This window comes from Streptomyces sp. ISL-43 (assembly GCF_018614195.1).
GTDB lineage: Bacteria > Actinomycetota > Actinomycetes > Streptomycetales > Streptomycetaceae > Streptomyces.
This window is the reverse complement of record NZ_JAGGOT010000048.1, coordinates 38,209-59,557: the sequence shown is the minus strand read 5'-3', so window position 1 is coordinate 59,557 and position 21,349 is coordinate 38,209. Positions and strand designations below refer to the sequence as shown.

Sequence of the window (21,349 nt, the reverse complement as noted above, 5' to 3'; positions counted from 1 at the left end):
GGCCGCCGGCACGGGGACGCGGGGCCCTCGCCGGCAGCGCCTCAGCCCTTCGGCGCGGCGATGCTGCGGAGATACGGCAGGCGGGCCAGTGGCGCGTCGATCCGTACCGTCGCCGGGCCCTCGTACGTTTGGCCGTCGTCGGCCAGCCACGTGCCCGGCGGGACGAGGACCTCGCGCCCGTCCGAGCCCTTGGCCACCACCGGGGCCACCATCAGGGTGTCGCCCAGCATGAACTGGTCGGTGACCGCGGCGTAGCCCCGGTGGGGGAAGGCCCATTCGAGGGGGCGTTGGATCGGTTCGCCCGTGGCCGCGGCGTGCTCGGCGAGAGCGAGGATCTCCGGGGCGAGCTCGGTGTGCAGGTGGGCGGCCGCGCGGACGACGGCGAGGTTGCCGGGGGAGAGCACGCGCCACGGCGCCATGGAGAACTGCATCATGGGGAACAGCGCGGCGATCTGGGCGTAGCGGACGAAGAGCTCCTCGTCGAAGCCCTCGCCGCCCTCGCCCGGGACGAAGCGGAACTCGCCGCCGCCGATCATGTCGGGGCAGGTGAAGGCGTGCCCGGTCAGTGCCTGCGCCAGGGCGTTCGGGATCAGGCTGTCGAGGCCGAAGCGCCCTTCCCACAGGTGGTACTTGTCCTGCTGGCGCTGGGCGAGCGGCAGGCCCGCCGCCCTCCACGCGTCGCGGAACTCGTTGAGCGGCCAGTCGACGCCGAAGCGGTTCCACGCGTGGGTGTAAGCCTCCGGGTCCACGCACCCGAGCGCGCGCCACCAGGGCGCGTCGCCCCCGTCGAACTTGAACCCGTCGATGCCGATGTCGTCCCGCAGGGCTTCCAGCCGGCCGGTGAGCCATGCCCGCGCCCGCGGGTCGAGCAGATCGAGTCCGGCGCTCCAGCCGTTCCACCACGAGGCGACCTTGGCCCGCCCGTCCGCGCCGGGACCGGTGTCGCGCACCAGCAGGCCCTCGTCGCCCAACTGCCGCGCGGTGGGGGAGTCGGGGGTCACATAGGGCACGAGCCACAGCATCACCTTGAAGCCGAGCCGGTGGAGCCGGGCGACCATGCCCGCCGGGTCCGGGAAGCGGCCGGGATGGAAGGTCCAGTCCCCGTAGTCGTTGCTCCACCGGTCGTCGATCATCAGCACGCCGGGCGGGAAGCCCTCCGCCAACAGCCGCTCCGCGTACGCCAGCACCTTGGCCTGCGTCGGCTCGAACACCGTCTCGATCCACAGGTTGTACTGCGGTGCGCCGAAGAGCAGCGGGTCCGGCATCGTGCCGGACGGCGGTACATGTTGGGCGTGTAGTTCGTGGTGATGGCGGCGGGCGCCAGCGACTGCAGGACGCTCGGCTCGTTGAAGAGCTGGAAGCTGCCGATCACCGAGAACGTCGTGGCCATCAGCAGGGCCGGGCGCAGGGCCGGCAGTTTGATGCTGAACGCCTTGCGGAAGGCTCCGGCGCCGTCGACCTCGGCAGCCTCGTACAGCTCCTCGGGGATGGACCGCAGGGCTGCGTAGAAGATCAGCATGTTGTAGCCGACATACGACCACGTGACGATGTTGCCGATCGACGCGAGCATCCAGCCGTCGGAGAGCAGGTCGGGCAGCTCCGTGTGCAGGAGGTCGCCGATCTCGCCGGCCAGGCCGAAGCGGTCGCCGTACAAGTTGACCGAGTACACCAGCGGGGCGATGACGACGAAGACGCAGAGGAACGGCAGGAAGAAGGCAGGCGTGGGCGGTGAGGTTGCGCCGAACAGCGCCGCGTTTCACCGCAGTCCCCGGCGGTGGCGGTCGGCGACGTCTCCATCGCCGACCGGGGCTTGGCCGACTCTCACGGGTAAGACCTCCGATGCATGTTAGCGCCAACATCGTGGCGCGGTTCGGAAGTTTGTCGACCGCCCTGAGTGGGCGTCAAGGGTTTTGACCGATGTACCTGTCGCCTCGTCAGTTCCCGGGAATTCCAAGGGTTCTGATGGGTGTGCGACAGGGACACCCGAGCCGACGGTCCCTCCGGAGGAGCGCGGCCACCTGTTGACCAACGCGGCATGTTCGCGCAAACATGATGACGGTCAGGCAGATGCCCGGGCATCACCGTGCGAGAGGAGCTGCACCAATGGCGAAGGACGGGCAGCGGCCACGCAAGCCCCGCACCGCGGCCGCGGATCGTCCCAGGCCCGCGTCGATGGCGGACGTCGCGGCGATGGCGGGGGTCTCGGCGCAGACCGTGTCCCGCGTGGTCAACGCGACCGCCCGCGTCGACGAGGCGACCCGCGACAGGGTCGTACGGGCCGTACGCATGCTCGGGTACCGGCCCAACACCGCGGCCCGGGCGCTGGCCACCGGAAAGTTCCGGATGATCGGCGTCATCAGCTTCGACCTCGAGGCGCACGGAAACGCGCGCACCCTGGAGTCGATCGTCTCCGCGGTGCAGTCCACCGAGTACTCGGTCAACGTCGTCGTTCCGCAGGCGCAGACCCAGGAGGCGGTGCTGGAAGCCTTCCGCAGGCTGAGCGGTCACGCGGTCGACGGGGTCATCGTCAACGAGGCGCAGATCCTTACCGGTTCACTGATGCTCCCCCTGGGGCTTCCGGTCGTGGTCGTCGACGGCGGCGACGACCACCGCTATCCCGGCGTCCACACCGACCACGCGGCCGGTGCGGAGATCGCCGTACGGCACCTGCTGGAGCTCGGCCACCCCACCGTGTGGCACCTGGCCGGCCCGCAGGACTCCCACCCCGCGCGCCGCCGCGCCGAGGCGTGGCAGCGCGTGCTCCAGGCGGCCGGGGCGCCGGTCCCGTCGGCCGTCCACGGCGACTGGAGCGCCGAGAGCGGCTACCGGGCCGGCCGGGAGCTCGCCGGCCGGCCGGAGGTCACCGCGGTGTTCGCCGCCAACGACCAGATGGCGCTCGGGCTGGTCCGGGCGCTGCGCGACGCGGGGCGCTCGGTGCCGGAGGACGTGAGCGTGGTCGGCTTCGACAACATCGCCGAATCCGGCTACTTCCTCCCGCCCCTGACCACCGTGGACCAGGACCTCTCACGCGTCGGTGCGGCCTGCGTGGACCGGCTGCTGAGCCAGATCGAAGGCGCCCCGTCGGCCGACACGTCCATCGTCTCGGTCGAGCCGACTCTCGTCCGGCGTGACAGCACGGCGCCGCCGCGGCTCTGAGCCCGACTGCTCCTGGCCGAGGCCGAGGCCCGGTCCCCGGCTTCGGCCTCGGCCCGAGCCTCGGGCCGGCAGGCCGCCGGGCCCGCCCGCGGCCGGAGATGTCAGCGCGAACACGGCCGGCGGTGCGCCGCACACGAGACGCGACACCTCCCGAAGTACCTGAAGGGGCAAGAAAGATGAACTCTCCGGCACGAGATCGTGCCCGAAACCTCGGCACGCGACTGGGCGGCCTGGGATTCGGCGGCGACTACAACCCCGAGCAGTGGGACGAGGCCACCCGCGCCGAAGACCTGCGCCTGATGAACGAGGCGGGCGTCAACCTCGTCAACCTCGCCATCTTCGCCTGGGCCCGCGTCGAACCCTCCCGCGACACCTACGACTTCGGCTTCTTCGACACCGTCATGGACGACCTGGCCGCCCACGGCATCACCGCCGATCTGGCCACCATGACCGCGTCACCGCCCCCGTGGCTCGCCGTCGAGCACCCCGAGATCCTGCCGGTCACCGCCTCCGGGGGCATCCTGTCCCCAGGAGGCCGCCAGCACTTCTGCCCCTCCAGCCCGGTCTTCCGCGACCGGGCCGTCCGCCTCGTCGAAGCCGTCGCCACGCACTACCGCGATCACCCCGCCCTGGGCCTGTGGCACGTCAGCAACGAGTACGGGATCCACGTCGCCGAATGCTTCTGCGACACCTCCGCCGCCGACTTCCGGCAGTGGCTGGCGGCCCGGTACGGCGATGTCGCCGCGCTCAACGACGCCTGGTCCACCGACTTCTGGTCGCAGCGCTACACCTCCTTCGACCAGGTCCTGCCCCCGCGCACCGCACCCACCTACCCCAACCCCTCCCAACAGCTCGACTTCAAGCGGTTCAGCAGCGACGCGCTGCGCACCTGCTTCACCCTCGAACGCGACGTGCTGCGCCGCATCACCCCCGACACCCCGGTGACCACGAACTTCCTCGCCGGGCACAAGGCGGTCGACGTCCATTCCTGGGCGTCCGAGATGGACGTACTCGCCCTCGACAGTTACCCGGACCCGCACTGGGGGTCGGCGCACATCGGCGCGGCACTGTCGTACGACCTCCTGCGCGGTGCGGCCGGGGGCAAGCCCTGGCTGCTGACCGAGCAAGCCCCGTCCGCCGTCAACTGGCGCGGCCGCAACGGGGGCAAGAGGCCCGGCAGGATGCGCTTGTGGAGCTGGCAGGCCGTCGCGCAGGGCGCGGACGCCGTCATGTACTTCCAGTGGCGCCAGTCCCGCGGAGGCGCGGAGAAGTTCCACTCCGGCATGGTCCCGCACGCCGGAGTCGCAACCCGGGTGTACGCCGAGGTGCGCGAGCTGGGCCGGGAACTGGCCCTGGTACCCGAGTTGGCCGGCACGCGCATCCGCAACGAGGTCGCGGTCGTGTTCGACTGGCCCAACTGGTGGGCTCTGGAGCTCGATTCGCATCCCTCGGAGGGCGTGCGCTGCCTCGACCGGGTCCTCGACCACTACGCGCCCCTGTTCGAGGCGGGCGTGGGCATCGATGTCGTCCATCCCTCGGCGGACCTCTCCCGGTACAAGGTGCTCGTACTGCCGAGCCATTACCTGCTGTCGGCCGAGGACTGCGCGCGGATCGGCGCGTTCGTGGCGGACGGGGGGTCGCTCCTCGCCTCGTTCTTCACCGGGATCGTCGACGAGCACGACCGCGTGCACACGGGCGGCTATCCCGCCGCGCTGGGCGACGTACTGGGCGTAAGGGTCGAGGAGTTCTGGCCGGCCGCCGAGGGCGAGGCGGTCGCGCTGCGCGCCCCGGAAGCAGACGCCCCCGCTCCCGCGCCGGCGTCGCTGTGGCGCGAGGACGTCAAGCTCACCGGCGCCCGCCCCGAACTGCTCTTCGCCGGACCCGACTGGGACGACGACCGCCCGGCGGCCACGGTCCACACCCACGGCAGGGGGACCGCACGCTACGTCGCGACCCGCCCCCATCCCGCGACGATGCGCGCCATCGTCGACCGCGCGCTCGACGACGCGGGAGTCGCCCCGGTGCTGCCCGGCCTGCGACCCGGCATCCAGGCGACGATCCGCCGCGGCGCGGATCACGACGTCCTCATCCTGCTCAACCACACCGAGGACACCCACGAGGTGGCGCTGCCGGCCGACCGCCGGGACCTCCTCGACGGCAAGAGGCCCCTCGTCCGCCGCGTGACCCTCGACCCGCGAGGAGTCGCCGTCCTCGGCAGCGACGGCAATTGACCGCACCACCGCACCACGCACCTCCGCACCACCGAACAGCGTCCCACCACGCACGTCCACCCACAGGCCCCTCGGAGGACACAGTGAGAAGACCCCTACTACCGGCGGTACTCGCCGCGGCGCTCCTGCTCGGAACGCTCGGCGCCTCCACGGCCCTCGCGTCCACGACCGCGTCCGCGACGACCTCGACCGCGGTGACGGCCGGCACGCCGGACGTCCTGTCCGACTCCTGGCGCCCGCCCCTCAGCACCCGGGGCCGCTACATCGTCGACGCCGAAGCCAACCGCTTCAAGCTCAAATCCGCGAACTGGCACGGGGCCCAGGGGTCTTGGAGCGGTTCGGGTGACATCAACGACCCGGGCGCCCACCACGACGGCGAGAAGGCCGACCAGATGCCGCTCGGCCTGGACCGCGCGCCCATCCCGCGGATCCTCGCCGGATTCCACGACCTCGGCATCAACAGCATCCGGCTTCCGTTCTCGAACGAGATGCTGCACGACCAGCGCCCGGTGTCCGACGCCTCGGTCGCAGCCAACCCGGAACTGCGGGGCAAGACGCCCCTCCAGGTCTTCGACGCCGTCATCGCCGCCACCACGGCCGAGGGCTTCGCGGTGATCCTCAACAACCACACGAACATCTCACGCTTCTGCTGCGGCCTCGACGGCAACGAACGGTGGAACACCAGCCAGTCCACCGCGCAGTGGGAGAACGACTGGATCGGCCTCGCCCGCCGCTACAAGGACAACAAGCGTGTCGTCGGCGCCGACCTCTACAACGAGGTCCGCCGCACCATCACCGACGACGCCAACTGGAACTGGGGCAACGACCACGACTGGTGGGCCGCCTCCCAGCGCCTCGGCGACCGCCTCCTCACCGAGGTCAGCCCCGACCTGCTGGTCGTCGTCGAAGGCATCAACTGGCAAGGCATACCCGCGGACGGGCTGCCCCACGGGCGTCCCACGCTCGAACCGGTACGCACCCTCTCGCACACCCTCGTCGCCTCGAACAAGCTGGTCTACGCGGCACACTTCTACGGCTACACCGGTCCGAACCACACCGGTGCGACCGGCATGGGAGAGACCCACGACCTCCGTTACCAGGAGCTCTCCCGCGAAGACCTGTTCGCGACCCTGCAGCGCCAGGCGTTCTACGTCACGGCCGAGACCGGCCGCCACTTCACCGCGCCCTTGTGGATCAGCGAGTTCGGGATCGGCAGTGACGAGACCAACCCGCAGGCACGCGCCTGGTTCGGCAACTTCGTGGACTACCTGGTCGCCAATGACACCGATTTCGCCTACTGGCCGCTGGTCGGTTGGGCCGGTCACGGCAGCTGGTCGATCCTCGACTTCGATGCGACGGGCCGTCGTTCCGGCATCCTGGACGGCGGTGACTGGCGCGCCGCGAACTGGAACCGGCTCGTCACCGCGCCGCAGAAGACCGGCCTGGTCGCGGCCACCGACACCTGGGACATGCTCAACCTCGACCACGCCGACGCGGTCCAGTCGGCGCGCGTACGGACGCTCGGGGACTGGGACTCCGGCGCCCGCAAGGGGGTGTGCCCCGACGGACAGCGGCTCGTCGGCCTGGCGCACCGTGACGGGCGCGGGCTGTGCACCGACGCAGGGGCCGCCGGCCTGGCGGCCACCGGCCCGGCGCCGACCGCGGTGAGCGACGAGCGCCACGTACAGCAAGGCGACTGGGCGGGCGGCTACACCAAGTACCAGTGCGGGCCCGACCAGTTCATGACCGGCTACAGCGTGCGGGGCCAGGCGGTCTCCGCGGTCCTGTGCGCCCAGGCCGGCAGGACGCTCGGGACCGCCGGCCGTACCGTCTGGTTCGACCGGGGCGACAACCGGCCGGCCGGGGGCCCGGGCGGAGAGTTCGCGTACGGCAACTTCAAGGGGCAGTGCGCGACGGACGAGTACGCCGCGGGTCTCGCCTTCACCGGAGCGTGGTCCAAGGGCAAGACGCCGGACGCCCTGCTCTGCCGCAAGCTGTGACGCCCGGCGCCCGGCGCCCGGCGCCCGACGCTGAACGCCATGGCCGGCCCCCCTCTCCCCGCGTCCGCGGGGAGAGGGGGGCCGGCCCAGAGTGCCGTTCTACGGGCGTAGAACGCGGCGCCGGGGCACCAGGAGGACCCACACGGCTCCGCGCGGCGGGGCCGACGCGGCGGTGGACACGCAGGGGCAGGTGGAGAGGCCCGGGCGGCCCGAGGAGATGTGGCTCTCCCGCTGGATCACAGGCCACGACGCGCATCCGGAAGAACCCGTGCGCGGGAGGCCGCGGGAAGCCCCCGGAGGCCTCGGGAAGCCGGTCGGGAGGCGGTGTCACGCCGAGCGGCAGACGATGGTTCCGTGGAACGTGGTTCCCGGGCGGTCCCGCCTGAGCGACTCGGAGCGTGACGGCGCCCGCGGAACGCAGGGCGAGGCCGCCGCGGCGTTGGGCACAGGTGCCAGATGAATGAGCACATCCCGGTCGACGAGCTGATCAGCGGCGCCGCGCAGGCCGCCGGCGGGTGGCTGGGCGCGCTGCCGGTCGCGCTGGTGGCCACCAGCGCCGACGGGACGATCGTGCGCTGGAACCAGGTCGCGCAGGAACTGCTGGGTTACGCCCCGCCGCAGATTGTGGGCCGCAACATCGCGGACCTCGTCCATCCGGGAGCCGATCGCAGTCTGGGCCGCTCCCTGTGGGAGGCGGCGGCCGCCGGGCGGGGCGTGATGGGCACGGTGACGGCCTGGCACCGCGACGGGCATCCGCTGGAGGTGGAGATCTGGGCCTCTCCGGTGTCCGACCGGCTGCACGGCGCGGCATCGGTGCTGGTCTTCGTCGCCGACGCCCACGCGGCACGGCGCATCCGGGGGTCGTCGGCGGTGTGGGACGGCCTGTTCGCCCGCTCCCCGGTCGGCATCGCCATCCTCGACACGCAGCTGCGGTTCCTGCAGGTCAACGCCGCGCTCGAGGCCATGAACGGCCTGCCGGAGTCGGCGCACGTCGGACGCCGGCTGGCCGAGATCCTCCCGGAGGTGAACGCCCGCGAGATGGAGGAGGCGATGCTGGAGGTCCTGGAGACCGGGCGGCCGCTCCTGGACCGTCGCCGTGTCGGACGGACGCCGGCCGAACCGGACCACGACCGGGTGTGGTCCTGCTCCTACGTCCGGGTGGAGGATCCCGCCGGCATGGCGATAGGTGTCATCGCCTCGCTCGTCGACATCACCGAGCAGCAGCGCGACCACGTGGAAGCCGAGGCGGGACGGCGCAGGCTCGCCATGCTCAGCGAGGCCAGCATGCGCGTCGGCTCCAGCCTGGACCTGGAGCGCACCGCGCAGGAACTCGCCGATCTCGCCGTGCCGCGGCTCGCCGACGCCGTCACCGTGGACGTACTGGACGTGCTGGCGCGCGGGGACGAGCCCGGCATGGGGCTGACCGGCGGGGTCGCCCTGCGGCGCCTCGGCAAGGCTCCGCTGTCCGGATCCAAGGTGACCGACATCCTCGCCCCCCTCGGCAGGACCCTCGTCTTCCCCGCGACCGCCCCCTACACCCAGGCCCTCTCGGCCCGGCAGAGCTTCCTGGTCACCCGGCTCGACGAGCAGACCATCGCCCCCGCCGCCCGGCACTCGGCCAAACCCGCGCAACTGCTCGCGGTGGGTGTGCACTCGTTCATCATGGCGCCCCTGGTGGCCCGGGACAGGGTGCTCGGCGTCGCCACCTTCTATCGCACCCGCTCCATAGGAGCCTTCGGATCCGAGGACGTCACCCTCGCCGGTGAACTCGCCGCCCGCGCCGCGCTCAGCATCGACAACGCACGGCTCTACCACCGGGAGCACGAGACCGCCGTCATCCTCCAGCGCAGCATGCTGCCCCAGCACATCACCCCGCCCCCGGGCCTCGAGGTCAGCCACCGCTACCTCCCCGCGAGCGATGTCAACGAGGTCGGCGGCGACTGGTACGACGTCCTGCCCCTCGCCGGGCGCAAGGCTGCCCTGCTCATCGGCGACGTCATGGGACACGGCATCGCCGCGGCCGCGGTCATGGGCCGGCTGTCCGCCTCCGTACGGGCCCTCGCGCGTCTGGACCTCTCGCCCGTACGGCTGCTGCACCAGCTGGAAGCCGTCCTCGGTGATCTCACCGAACCGATGCTGGCCACCTTCCTGTACGTCGTCTGCGACCCGGCCTCCGGACGCTGCACCGTCACCCGGGCCGGACACCCGCCGCCGGCGCTCGTGCTCCCCGACGGCACCGTCCGGCTCGTGGAGACCCCGCCGGGCGTCCCCCTGGGCGTCGGGGGCGTCGCCTTCACTCCCACCGAGTTCACGGTGCCTCCCGGCAGCCTCCTCGTGCTCTACACCGACGGTCTGATCGAAGCCCGCGGCACCGACCTCGACGAGCGGCTGGCCGAACTGACGCAGCGGCTCGCCGATCCGCATCGCCAGCTCGATCACCTGTGTGATTCGCTGATCACCCATCTCGTCCCGGCGGCGGCCGACGACGACGTCGCCCTCCTCGTCGCCCGCATCGGCGTTTAGGCCGTCTCCGACGTGGCCGGGCCGTCGCGCTGATCAGCGATGGGAGAGCCAGTTAGCGGCCGGCAGCAGCTTGCTGTCGTAGTCGAAGAGGGCTTGGTTCTCCCATCCGTTGCCGGACCCGGGATCGGCCGGATCCCAGCCGTTGCCGGTGACCGCGGTCCAAGCCGGCTCCCAGTAGACGACACCGAGACCGCGGCCGTCCGCAACCGCCTCGACGACGTTCATCACGTCCCGGAGCCAAGCGGCCTGCCCGGCCGCGCTCGCCGGGTAGCCGGTGACGAGTTCGGCCGTGGTGTCGATGATGTTCTCGTGGGCGTCCTCGCTGTCGAGCCGGAAGGGGTAGGCGGTCTCGACGACCAGCACCTTCTTGCCGTAACGGGCGGAGATGTCGTCCAGGTTGGCCTGCAGCGAGGGCAGCGCGCCGTGCCAGTACCCGTAGAAGGACACCGCGATGACGTCGTAACTCACGCCCTGCGCCGAGGCGTTGTCGAACCACCAGCGGTAGAGGGAGTTGTCGCCGCCGTGCGCGAGGTGCAGTGCGACCTGGGTGGAGGAGGAGACCGCCTTGGCGGCCGACGCGCCCGACTTCAGCAGCCCCGCGAGCTGCGGCCAGTTGTCCGTCGACCCTTCGGGCCAGAGCATCCCGGTGTTGGTCTCGTTGCCGATCTGAACCATGTCGGCGGTGGTGCCCTGCGCCTTCAGGGCGTTCAGCACGTCGTGCGTGTGCTGGTAGACGTCCGTCGTGAGCTGGGCGTACGAGTGGCCGGACCAGGCGGCGGGCTTGGTCTGGGCGCCGGGGTCGGCCCAGATGTCGGAGTAGTGGAAGTCGACGAGGAGCTTCATGCCCTGGGCCTTGATCCGCTTGGCCGTCGCCAGGACGCGGGCCTTGTCGTTGTAGCCGTCGGCCGGGTTCACCCACACCTTGAGCCGGCCGTAGTTGGCGCCGGCGGACTTCAGGATCGTCAGGGCGTCACCGGCGGCGCCGCCGCTCGTGCGGTAGACGCCGCCGAGGTCCTCGCCCTTCTTCAGCGAGGAGACGTCGACCCCCTTGACTGCGAGCCCGGTCGAACCGGCGGTGAACGTCAGATCGTCGATGTTGAGCCAATTGCCCGCCTTGGCATCCGAGTTGACGCTCATCGTGCACCGGCCGCCACCGGTCACTTCCACCGAGGTCACGAGGCGTATCCAGGCCCCGTCGGAGGTGGGCGGCAGATCGGTGCGCTGCTCGGCGGAGCCGCAGTCGCGCAGGGCGATGTACGCGGAGTTCTGGCCGCCGCCGGAGCGCACCCAGGCACTCAGCGTGTAGCTGCCCGCGCTCAGGCCGGACAGGGACTGGTAGGTCTCCACCTTGTACGCGGACGAAGACCAGTGGGTGAGCCGGTATCCGCCGCTGCGGCCGCCGGACTCGGTGAACGAGGCGGCCGTCCGGCCGGTCGCCGAGTACGTGGTCCAGCCGGCCGGGGTGGCGGTGCCGGTGCCGTCGGCCTCGAAGCCGCTGTTGGCCAGGGTGGTCGCCGCGTGCGCCGGTTGGGCGGGCAGTGGGGTCAGGAGCAGGGCGCCGAGCGCGGTGACGGCGGCTGCTCGCAGCCGTGTCCCTCTCAGCAGGTTCCGCAGGGGCGTGCTTCGTACGATGTGCATCGTCGGTGTCCCTTCGACGGCGGCGGATGAGACGGGTGGTGCCGGTGGTGCCGGTGGTGCCGGTGGTGCGGGTCGTGCGGGTCGCGCCGGTCGTGCCGGTCGTGCGGGTCGGGCCGGTGGTGCCGGCCGTGCCGTGGGGTGCGGTCAGGCGTCCAGTCGCACGACGCGGACCGCACCGGCCGGGACGGTGAGCTTCCCGTTCACCGCCGCGCCGCCGAGCAGCTCGGTACCGGAGCCCGTCAGCGCTACCTCGGCCTCCTGGCCGGAGTGGTTGAGCGCGAAGAGGTACCGGCCACCGTCCCCGCAGCGGTGGACGACCTCCACGTCACGGGGGAGCGCTCCGCGCGCGCCGATCCCGGCGTCCTCGCAGGCGGCGGCGGCGATCGTGTCCAGCGAGGCCGCGTCGAGCCGGGTGGAGACGTACCAGGCGGTGCCCCGGCCCAGCCGGTGGCGGGTGACGGCGGGCCCGCCGGCGGCAGGTCCGTCGGCGTACGTCCACACGCTCTCGGCCCCGCGGGGCACGACGAACTCGGTCCACACGTCGGCGGTGAGCGAGGCGCCGCCCGGCCCGTCGATCCGTACGCTCTCCCCGTCGAGCAGCGGCGACCACTCCTCGACGGTCAGACCGAGGACGTCACGCAGCGCGCCCGGGTAGGGCCCGGGGTGCACGGCGTCGTGCTCGTCGACGATCCCGGAGAAGTACGAGACGACGAGCGTGCCGCCGCTCTCGACGTACTCGCGCAGGTTCCGACCGGCGGCCTCCGTGGCGAGGTAGAGCGCGGGGACGACCACCAGCGGGTAAGCCGACAGGTCGGCCTCCGGGTGGGTGAAGTCGACCGTCAGGTGCCGGTCGTACAGCGACTCGTAGAAGCTGTCGGCGCGCTCGCGCGCCTCGTGGGCCTCGCTCGGGCGCCACTCCAGGCTCTGCGCCCACCAGGACTGCCAGTCCCACACCATGGCGACGTCCGCGACCGTCCGTGTGCCGCGCACCGCGGCCAGCGCGTCGAGGTCGGCGCTGAGGCGGACCACCTCGCGCCAGACGCGGGTGTCGGTGCCCCCGTGCGGGAGCATCGAGGAGTGGAACTTCTCGGCTCCGCGCCGGGACTGGCGCCACTGGAAGAACATCGCGCCCTCGGAGCCGCGGGCGACGTGGGCGAGTGAGTTGCGGGCCATCTCGCCGGGGCGCTTGGCGGGGTTGCGGGGCTGCCAGTTGACGCCGCTGGTGGAGTGTTCGAGGAGCAGCCAGGGGGCGCCGCCCGCGACGGAGCGGGTGAGGTCGGCGGCCATCGCGAGGTTGACATGGGTACGCCGGCCGTCGGTCATCAGGTAGTGGTCGTTGGTGACGAGGTCGACCTCGCGGCCCCAGGCCCAGTAGTCGATCGAGTCGCACTGGCTGAGCGCGGTCATGAAGTTGGTGGTGACGGGGACCCCGGGCGAGAGCCGGTGCAGGATGTCCCGTTCGGATACGAAGTTCTCGCGCAGGGTGGCGTCGGCGAAGCGGCGGTAGTCGAGCAGCTGCGCCGGATTGCCCGCCGTGGGGGTGAGCCGCGGCGGGTCGATCTGCTCGTACGAGGTGTAGCGCTGGCCCCAGAAGGCGGTGCCCCACGCTTCGTTGACCGCGTCGACCGATCCGTGGCGGGCGGCGAGCCAGCGTCGGAAGTGGGCGGCGCAGCCGTCGCAGTAGCAGGCGCTGACGGGGACGCCGTACTCGTTGTGCACGTGCCAGAGCGCGAGCGCGGGGTGGCTGCCGTAGCGGCGGGCGAGCTCGGTGGTGATGCGGGCGGCGGCCTCGCGATAGGCGGGGGAGCTGTGGCAGATGGCCCCGCGCGACCCGAACGAGTACCGCACGCCCTCGCGGCTGACCGGCAGCGCATCGGGGTGGGCGCGGTAGAACCAGGCGGGCGGGGCCACGGTGGGCGTGGCCAGGTCGACCCGGATGCCGTGCCCGTGCAGCAGGCCGAGGAGCCGGTCGAGCCAGCCGAAGTCGTAGCGGTCGGGCTCGGGTTCGAGAAGGGCCCAGGAGAAGATCCCGACGCTCACCAGGGTGACGCCGGCCTCGCGCATCAGCCGGACGTCCTCCTGCCAGACGCTTTCCGGCCACTGCTCGGGGTTGTAGTCCCCGCCGAACGCGAGCCGGTTCAGGCCCTTGGGGGTGGTCTGCGGCATGAGCGTCTCCTGGAGTGTCGGCATCTGAAAGCCAGTCAATTGGGTCCGTCGACTGGGAACGTGCACACACCTGGTCTCGATGTCGCAACGCAACATAACCGCACAGGATCAACCATTGACAAGTGTCCGGAACGTTTCTCTACTGTGAACGCTCACAGAAGCATGATCGGCCTCCCCGTCTGAGGGCGAGGCCCTTTCGGTCAGGGAGAAGTACCCATGCCCCACGCGACGTACCGCGGCCTCGCCGCCGCCATGGCCGTCCTCCTCGGCGCCACCGCGCTCACCGCCTGCGGATCCTCCGACTCCGGCGACCGGGACGGGACGGCCGCCGAGTCCGGCCCCGTCGCGCTCACCTACTGGGCCTGGGCGCCCAACATGGACAAGGTGGCGGAGCTCTGGAACCAGAAGAACCCGAACATCAAGGTCACGGTCCAGAAGCAGGCCTCCGGCGACGACCTGGTCACCAAGATCATCACGGCGGCCAAGGCGCACCAGGCCCCCGACCTCGTCCAGGCCGAGTACCAGGCACTGCCGACCCTCGTCAGCAACGACGCCCTCGCCGACATCTCCAAGGAAGTCGGGGGCGCCAAGGACGCCTTCGCCCCCGGCCTCTGGCAGCAGACCACGCTCGGAAGCGACGCCGTCTACGCATTGCCCCAGGACTCCGGCCCGCTGATGTTCTTCTACCGGACCGACCTGTTCCAGCAGTACGGCCTGACGGTGCCCACCACCTGGGACGAGTTCGCCACCACGGCCAAGGCCCTCAAGGCCAAGGCCCCCGACAAGGCCCTGACCACCTTCTCCTCCAACGACTCCGGCCTCTTCGCCGGTCTCGCCCAGCAGGCCGGCGCCCAGTGGTGGACCACCGAGGGACAGAAGTGGAAGGTGGGCATCGACGACCCGGCCACCAAGAAGGTCGCCGACTTCTGGAGCGGCCTGGTGGCGGAGGGCGCCATAGACAACCAGCCGATGTACACCCCCGCATGGAACAAGGCGCTGAACACCGGCGAGCAGATCGGCTGGGTCAGCGCCGTCTGGGCCCCGGGCGTCCTGACCACCGCCGCGCCCGACACCAGCGGCAAGTGGGCCATGGCCCCGCTGCCCCAGTGGGACGCCTCGAAGCCCGCGACCGGCAGCTGGGGCGGATCCACCACCGCCGTCACCACCGACTCCAAGCACAAGGCCGCCGCGGCGAAGTTCGCGACCTGGCTGAACACCGACCCGCAGGCGCTCGCCGCGCTGGTCAAGGAGAGCGGCATCTACCCCGCCGCCTCCGCCGCACAGACCGGCGGAGCGCTCGCCGAGGCCCCGGACTTCTTCGCCAACCAGCCCGACTTCTACACGAAGGCCGCGGAGATAGCGAAGACCACCGCCCCCGCCGCCTGGGGTCCCAACGTGAACGTGGCCTACACGTCCTTCAAGGACGAGTTCGGCAAGGCGGCCAAGGCCAAGTCCGGCTTCGGCGCCGCCCTGACCGCCATGCAGGACGCCACCGTCGCGGACCTGAAGAAGCAGGGCTTCGAGGTCGCCCAGTGACGCAAGGCCCCACGGGCGTGCGCCGGGAGTACGGGGCCAAGGCGGCCCCGTACTCCCGCCCGTCGCCCACCACCACCCTCAAACGAGCGCGAAGCGCCCCGTACGCCTTCCTCCTCCCGGCAGCCGTCCTCTTCGCCCTCTTCTTCGCGCTGCCCATCGGCTACGCGATCTGGCTCAGCTTCCACCGGATCGAGGTCAAGGGGCTCGGTCTGGGCAAGGGAGCCAAGGAGGAGGTCTGGGCCGGCCTGGGTAACTACACCGCCGCCCTCACGGACTCCGAGCTCGGCCACAGCGCCCTGCGGATCCTCGGCTACGGAGCGATCGTCGTCCCCGTCATGCTGGGCCTGGCCCTGCTGTTCGCCCTCCTGCTGGACTCCGAGCGGGTGCGGGCCCGCTCCTTCTCGCGGCTGGCGATCTTCCTCCCGTACGCGGTTCCCGGGGTCATCGCGGCCCTCTTGTGGGGCTTCCTGTACCTGCCCGACGTGAGCCCCTTCCACTACCTCCTGGAAACCCTCGGGCTGCCGCAACCGGACCTGATGGACGGCGGACCGCTGTACCTGGCCATGTCGAACATCGCCGTCTGGGGCGGCACCGGCTTCAACATGATCGTGATCTACACCTCGCTGCGCTCGCTTCCCGCCGAGGTGTTCGAGGCGGCCCGGCTCGACGGCTGCTCGCAGCTGCAGATCGCCCTGCGCATCAAGATCCCGATGGTGGCGCCCTCGCTGGTGCTGACGTTCTTCTTCTCGATCATCGCCACCCTCCAGGTCTTCAACGAGCCGACCACGCTCCGGCCGCTCACCAACGGCATCCCCACCACCTGGAGTCCCTTGATGAAGGTCTACAACGACGCCTTCGTCGGCGGGAACATCCACGCCGCCTCGGCCACCGCCGTCGTCCTGGCCGTCGCCACCTTCCTGCTGTCCTTCGCCCTCCTGCGGGTCTCCAACCGCCGTACGAAGCAAGGAGCAACCCGATGACCGGGCTCGCCTCCCCGGCGCGGACGCGCAAGGCCGCCCCGGCCGCCGGCACCACCCCCGGCACCTCCCAGGGGCCGCCGCGCCCGCGCCGCACCGCCCTGCTGCCGACCGCCGCCCTGCTTCTCGGCGCGCTGTACTGCCTGCTGCCCGTCGCCTGGGTGCTGGTCGCCTCCACCAAGTCGGGCGCGGACCTCTTCGCCACGTTCACCTTCCTGCCCGGCGACGCCTTCGGCGACAACGTCGCGGACCTGGGCGCGTACCGCGACGGCATCTACTGGCGGTGGATGGGCAACTCCGTGTTCTACGCGGGCCTGGGCGCCGTGCTGTCCACGGTGGTGTCGGCGTTCGCCGGCTACGCCCTCGCCGTCTACCGTTTCCGGGGCCGCGAGGCCTTCTTCAACACGATCCTGACGGGCGTTCTGATGCCCCCCGTGATCCTCGCCATCCCCCAGTACCTGCTGATGGCGCGGGCCGGCATGACGGACACGTACCTCTCCGTCCTGCTGCCGCTGATCCTCTCCCCGTACGGCGTCTACCTCGGCCGGATCTACGCCGAGGCCGCCATCCCCATGGAGCTCGTCGAGGCCGGCCGGATGGACGGCGCGGGCGAGTGGCGGATCTTCCTGAGGATCGCGGTCCCGATGATGTCCCCCGGGCTGGTGACGATCTTCCTCTTCCAGTTCGTGGCCATCTGGAACAACTTCCTGCTTCCGTTCATCATGCTCGGCGACGACGAGAAGTTCCCGATGACCGTGGGCCTGTTCACCCTGCTGAAGCAAGGCGCGGGCCAGCCCGCGCTCTACACCCTGGTGGTCACGGGTGCGCTCCTCGCGATCGTCCCGCTCGTCGCCCTCTTCCTGGTTATCCAACGCTTCTGGAGCCTCGACCTGCTCTCCGGCGCCGTAAAGTCCTGAAGCACAGGGGATCGAGGGGAAGCAGAGCATGAGCACAGCAGCGAGCCGGCGTCGCCCGGCGACGATCCACGACGTGGCACGCGAGGCAGGTGTTTCGCGCGGCACCGTGTCCCGCGTCCTCAACGGCGGGCACTACGTCAGCCCCACCGCGAAGGCGGCCGTCGATGCCGCGATCCGCAGGACGGGCTACGTCGTCAACCGGCACGCCCGCTCACTGATCACCGGCAAGTCCGGCTCGGTGGCCTTCCTGCTGACCGAGCCGCAGGAGCGCTTCTTCGAGGACCCGAACTTCAATGTCCTCCTGCGGGCCTGCAGCCAGGCGCTCGCCACCCAGGACGTGCCCCTGCTGCTGATGATCGCGGGCACCGAGGACGAACGCCGGCGCAACCTCCGGTACATCGAAGCCGGCCACGTGGACGGGGTGCTCCTGGTCTCCAGCCATTACGGCGACCCCGTGGTGGCCCGGCTGCACCAGGCGGGCGTCCCGGTCGTCGCCTGCGGCAGACCGCTCGGCCAGACCGCCAAGATCGGCTATGTCGCCGCCGACGACCGCGACGGCGCCCGCGACATGATGCGCCACCTGTACGAGTCGGGCAGGCGCCGGATCGCCACCGTCACCGGCCCGCTCGACACCCCCGGCGGCGTCGAACGCCTCGCGGGCTACCGGGAGACGCTCGCCGAGTACGGCCTGCCCGTCGACGACGCGCTGATCGTCACCGGCGACTACAGCCGCACGAGCGGCGAGGAGGCGGCGCGCCTGCTCCTGGAACGCTCTCCGGACCTGGACGCCGTCTTCGTGGCCTCGGACTTGATGGCCCAGGGTGTCCTCGACACCCTGGCCCGGGCAGGCCGCCGCGTCCCCGAGGACATCGCGGTGGGAGGTTTCGACGACTCCCCGGCGGCGCTCTCCTCCCGGCCCTCGCTCACGACGATCCGCCAGCCCTGGGACCGGATCAGCACCGAGATGGTGCGGATGCTCCTCGCGCGCATAGCGGGGGAGGAGCCGGCCGCGGTCATCCTGCCCACGGAGCTCGTCCGCCGCGAATCGGCGTAGCCGGACAGAGCCTGGGGGCGTCTTGTCCGAGCCAGACCTTAGCGGCAACTGACGCCAAGTAAAAGAGGAGTTGACCGAACTCCCCGCGAAACGCCTTCGACTCTTCGCGCATCTTGACGCCGCTGGGTCCCGTCGGCAGAGTGGGAGCGCTCCCACTGTGTTTAGAGCTTGTGCTCAGCGTTCTTCGCCACCCCCGTCTCCCCGAGCCGCGAGGAGAACCATCCGCATGTCTGTACACCCCCCACCCAGACCGCACGGACGACGCAGGCTGCTGACCGCGTCGGCCGCGGCCCTCTCCCTCTCCCTTCCCCTCGGCCTCACGGCCGTCGGCGCCACCACCGCCGCGGCCGCCGCGGTGCAGTGCAGCGTCGACTACAAGACCAATGACTGGGGTTCGGGCTTCACCGCCGAGCTCACCCTCACCAACCGGTCCGCCACCCCGCTCGACGGGTGGACCCTGACCTACGGCTACTCGGGCAACCAGCAGCTCACCAACGGCTGGAACGGCACCTGGTCCCAGTCCGGCAAGACCGTCAGCGTCGCGGCAGCGGCCTGGAACAAGACCGTCGCCGCCGGCGCGGCCGTCACCGCCGGCGCCCAGTTCGCCTACAGCGGGACCAATGCCGCCCCCACCTCCTTCGCCGTCAACGGCACCTCGTGCACGGGAGCTCACCAGCCCCCGGTCGCCGTCCTGACCAGCCCCGCCGCGGGCGCCGTCTACACCGCCGGCGACCCCGTCCCGCTCGCCGCCACCGCCGCGGCGGCCGACGGCGCCACCGTCGGCAAGGTCGAGTTCTACAGCGGCACCACGCTCCTGGGTACGGACACCACGGCGCCCTTCACCCTGGCCGCCGCCGGCCTCGCCACCGGTTCCCACTCCCTCTACGCCAAGGCCTACGACAGCCTCGGCGCCTCCGCCGAGTCGGCCCCCGTCGGCATCACCGTCGCCGCCGGCCCCTCGCTCGTCGCCACGCCCGCGCAGCTCTCCGTACGCCGCGGGGAGACGGGCACCTTCGATCTGAAGCTCTCCAAGCAGCCGGCCGCGAACGTCACGGTGAGCGTCGCACGCACCTCGGGCAACACCGACCTCACCGCGACGCCCGCCACGCTCACCTTCACCCCGGCGAACTGGAGCACGGCCCAGAAGGTGACGGTCGCCGCCGGGACCACCGGCAGCGGCTCCGCCGTCTTCACCGCGACCGCACCCGGTCATGCGAAGGCCGAGGTCAGCGCGACCCAACTCGCCGCCGACTCCACGTACGACGCCCGCTTCCTCGACCTCCACGGGAAGATCACCAACCCGGCCAACGGCTACTTCTCGCCCGAGGGCATCCCGTACCACTCCGTCGAGACGCTGATCGTCGAGGCCCCTGACCACGGGCACGAGACGACGTCGGAGGCGTACAGCTATCTGATCTGGCTCCAGGCGATGTACGGGAAGATCACCGGGGACTGGACCAAGTTCAACGGCGCGTGGGACACCATGGAGAAGTTCATGATCCCCACCCATGCCGACCAGGCCACGACCGGCTCCTACAACGCCTCCAAGCCCGCCACCTACGCCCCCGAGCACGACCTTCCGTCGCAGTACCCCGCCAAGCTCGACGGGACGGTCACCTCCGGCGCCGACCCGATCGCCGGCGAGCTGAAGAGCGCGTACGGCACGGACGACATCTACGGCATGCACTGGCTCCAGGACGTCGACAACGTCTACGGCTTCGGCAACGAGCCCGGAAAGTGCTCCGCCGGACCGACCGCGACCGGACCCTCGTACATCAACACCTTCCAGCGCGGGCCGCAGGAATCGGTCTGGGAGACCGTCCCGCACCCCACCTGCGACAACTTCACCTTCGGCGGCAGGAACGGCTACCTCGACCTCTTCACGGGGGATGCCTCCTACGCCAAGCAGTGGAAGTTCACCAACGCCCCGGACGCCGACGCGCGTGCCGTCCAGGCCGCCTACTGGGCCGACATCTGGGCCAAGGAGCAGGGCAAGGGGACCCAGGTCACCGCGACCGTCTCCAAGGCGGCGAAGATGGGCGACTACCTGCGGTACTCCATGTTCGACAAGTACTTCAAGAAGGCCGGGAACTGCGTCGGCCCGACCGTCTGCCCCGCCGGCACCGGCAAGGACAGCGCGCACTACCTGATGTCCTGGTACTACGCCTGGGGCGGCGCCGCCGACACCTCGGCCGGCTGGTCCTGGCGGATCGGCTCCAGCCACGCCCACGGCGGCTACCAGAACCCGCTCGCCGCCTACGCGCTCAGCGAGTACGCCCCGCTGAAGCCCAAGTCCTCGACCGGGGCGGCGGACTGGGCGACCAGCCTCGACCGGCAGCTGGAGTTCTACCGCTGGCTCCAGTCCGATGAGGGCGCCATCGCGGGCGGCGCCACCAACAGCTGGCAGGGGCGGTACGCACAGCCCCCCGCCGGGACCCCCACCTTCCACGGCCTCTTCTACGACGAGAAGCCGGTCTACCACGACCCGGCGTCCAACCAGTGGTTCGGCTTCCAGGCCTGGTCCATGGAACGGGTCGCCGAGTACTACCGGCAGACGGGCGACGCGGCCGCCAAGACCGTGCTCGACAAGTGGGTCGCCTGGGCCCTGTCGAAGACCACGATCAACCCCGACGGCACCTACCGCATCCCCTCCACCCTCCAGTGGTCCGGCGCCCCCGACACCTGGAACACGTCCGCTCCCGGTGCCAACGCGGGTCTGCACGTCACCGTCGCCGACTACACCGACGACGTGGGCGTGGCCGCCGCCTACGCCAAGACCCTGACCTACTACGCCGCGAAGTCCGGGCACCCCGAGGCCAAGCGGGTCGCCAAGGCCCTCCTCGACGGCATGTGGGCCCACCACCAGGACCCGCTGGGCATCGCCGTCCAGGAGACCCGGACCGACTACAACCGCTTCGACGACCCGGTGTACGTGCCCGGCGCGTGGACCGGCACCATGCCGAACGGCGACACGGTGAACTCCGCGTCCACCTTCGCCTCGATCCGCACCTTCTACCAGGACGACCCGGCCTGGCCGAAGATCGAGGCCTACCTCGCGGGCGGCGCCGCGCCCGTCTTCACGTACCACCGCTTCTGGGCCCAGGCGGACATCGCCCTGGCCATGGGCTCGTACGCGGAGCTGCTCGAATAA

Annotated in this window: 12 protein-coding genes and 1 pseudogene; 9 read left to right on the top strand and 4 right to left on the bottom strand. The window is 71.1% G+C overall.

Translation table 11 applies throughout. From position 1 onward, the window contains the following. Positions 1-41: 41 nt before the first annotated feature. Together J7F03_RS41375 and J7F03_RS26510 are read right to left on the bottom strand one after the other, a co-directional pair. Positions 42-1,265, bottom strand: coding sequence for a glycoside hydrolase family 31 protein (locus J7F03_RS41375; protein ID WP_251072522.1), 1,224 nt, complete (start codon positions 1,263-1,265; stop codon positions 42-44). Positions 1,266-1,279: 14 nt separating this feature from the next. Continuing rightward, a pseudogene (locus J7F03_RS26510) lies at positions 1,280-1,711 on the bottom strand (carbohydrate ABC transporter permease); the annotation flags it as partial. Positions 1,712-2,172: 461 nt separating this feature from the next. Here J7F03_RS26510 and J7F03_RS26505 point away from each other — a divergent pair. The 4 genes from J7F03_RS26505 (at position 2,173) to J7F03_RS26490 (ending at position 9,910) form a co-directional block, all read left to right on the top strand. Continuing rightward, positions 2,173-3,156: a LacI family DNA-binding transcriptional regulator gene (locus J7F03_RS26505; protein ID WP_214953840.1), complete on the top strand. Its 984-nt coding sequence runs from the start codon at positions 2,173-2,175 to the stop codon at positions 3,154-3,156. A 176-nt stretch (positions 3,157-3,332) separates the two neighbouring features. After that, positions 3,333-5,387 (top strand): beta-galactosidase, encoded by a 2,055-nt coding sequence (locus J7F03_RS26500; protein ID WP_214953710.1) that lies wholly within the window; start codon positions 3,333-3,335, stop codon positions 5,385-5,387. An 83-nt stretch (positions 5,388-5,470) separates the two neighbouring features. Next, positions 5,471-7,387, top strand: a complete 1,917-nt coding sequence (locus J7F03_RS26495) for a glycoside hydrolase family 5 protein (RefSeq protein WP_214953708.1) — start codon at positions 5,471-5,473, stop codon at positions 7,385-7,387. Between the two features lie 456 nt (positions 7,388-7,843). Beyond that, the gene (locus J7F03_RS26490) at positions 7,844-9,910 is read left to right on the top strand and encodes a SpoIIE family protein phosphatase (protein WP_214953706.1); all 2,067 of its coding nucleotides are present in this window, start codon (positions 7,844-7,846) and stop codon (positions 9,908-9,910) included. 33 nt (positions 9,911-9,943) lie between these two features. On the opposite strand, the gene J7F03_RS26485 is transcribed toward J7F03_RS26490, so the two are convergent. Together J7F03_RS26485 and J7F03_RS26480 are read right to left on the bottom strand one after the other, a co-directional pair. Further along, on the bottom strand, positions 9,944-11,548 hold the full coding sequence (locus J7F03_RS26485) for an arabinogalactan endo-1,4-beta-galactosidase (RefSeq protein WP_214953704.1): 1,605 nt from the start codon (positions 11,546-11,548) through the stop codon (positions 9,944-9,946). A 144-nt stretch (positions 11,549-11,692) separates the two neighbouring features. Next, complete coding sequence (locus J7F03_RS26480; RefSeq protein ID WP_214953702.1) at positions 11,693-13,714, bottom strand: beta-galactosidase; 2,022 nt, start codon at positions 13,712-13,714, stop codon at positions 11,693-11,695. 216 nt (positions 13,715-13,930) lie between these two features. Between J7F03_RS26480 and J7F03_RS26475 the strand changes: the two genes are divergently transcribed. The 5 genes from J7F03_RS26475 to J7F03_RS26455 all read left to right on the top strand — a co-directional run bounded on the left by J7F03_RS26475 (position 13,931) and on the right by J7F03_RS26455 (position 21,349). Continuing rightward, a complete protein-coding gene (locus J7F03_RS26475) occupies positions 13,931-15,250 on the top strand; it encodes an ABC transporter substrate-binding protein (protein ID WP_214953700.1) in 1,320 nt (439 codons plus the stop codon). Further along, positions 15,247-16,230: a carbohydrate ABC transporter permease gene (locus J7F03_RS26470; protein WP_214953698.1), complete on the top strand. Its 984-nt coding sequence runs from the start codon at positions 15,247-15,249 to the stop codon at positions 16,228-16,230. Before J7F03_RS26475 ends, J7F03_RS26470 begins: the two co-directional genes overlap by 4 nt. After that, on the top strand, positions 16,227-17,144 hold the full coding sequence (locus J7F03_RS26465; RefSeq protein WP_214953696.1) for a carbohydrate ABC transporter permease: 918 nt from the start codon (positions 16,227-16,229) through the stop codon (positions 17,142-17,144). Before J7F03_RS26470 ends, J7F03_RS26465 begins: the two co-directional genes overlap by 4 nt. A 28-nt stretch (positions 17,145-17,172) precedes the next feature. Further along, positions 17,173-18,198, top strand: a complete 1,026-nt coding sequence (locus J7F03_RS26460; protein ID WP_214953694.1) for a LacI family DNA-binding transcriptional regulator — start codon at positions 17,173-17,175, stop codon at positions 18,196-18,198. A 226-nt stretch (positions 18,199-18,424) separates the two neighbouring features. Next, complete coding sequence (locus J7F03_RS26455) at positions 18,425-21,349, top strand: glycoside hydrolase family 48 protein (protein ID WP_214953692.1); 2,925 nt, start codon at positions 18,425-18,427, stop codon at positions 21,347-21,349.

Coding starts and splice junctions, on each gene's coding strand:
- J7F03_RS41375 (WP_251072522.1), bottom strand. CDS start 1,265: ATGCCGGACCCGCTGCTCTTCGGCGCACCGCAGTACAACCTGTGGATC.
- J7F03_RS26505 (WP_214953840.1), top strand. CDS start 2,173: ATGGCGGACGTCGCGGCGATGGCGGGGGTCTCGGCGCAGACCGTGTCC.
- J7F03_RS26500 (WP_214953710.1), top strand. CDS start 3,333: ATGAACTCTCCGGCACGAGATCGTGCCCGAAACCTCGGCACGCGACTG.
- J7F03_RS26490 (WP_214953706.1), top strand. CDS start 7,844: ATGAATGAGCACATCCCGGTCGACGAGCTGATCAGCGGCGCCGCGCAG.
- J7F03_RS26485 (WP_214953704.1), bottom strand. CDS start 11,548: ATGCACATCGTACGAAGCACGCCCCTGCGGAACCTGCTGAGAGGGACA.
- J7F03_RS26480 (WP_214953702.1), bottom strand. CDS start 13,714: ATGCCGCAGACCACCCCCAAGGGCCTGAACCGGCTCGCGTTCGGCGGG.
- J7F03_RS26475 (WP_214953700.1), top strand. CDS start 13,931: ATGCCCCACGCGACGTACCGCGGCCTCGCCGCCGCCATGGCCGTCCTC.
- J7F03_RS26465 (WP_214953696.1), top strand. CDS start 16,227: ATGACCGGGCTCGCCTCCCCGGCGCGGACGCGCAAGGCCGCCCCGGCC.
- J7F03_RS26460 (WP_214953694.1), top strand. CDS start 17,173: ATGAGCACAGCAGCGAGCCGGCGTCGCCCGGCGACGATCCACGACGTG.
- J7F03_RS26455 (WP_214953692.1), top strand. CDS start 18,425: ATGTCTGTACACCCCCCACCCAGACCGCACGGACGACGCAGGCTGCTG.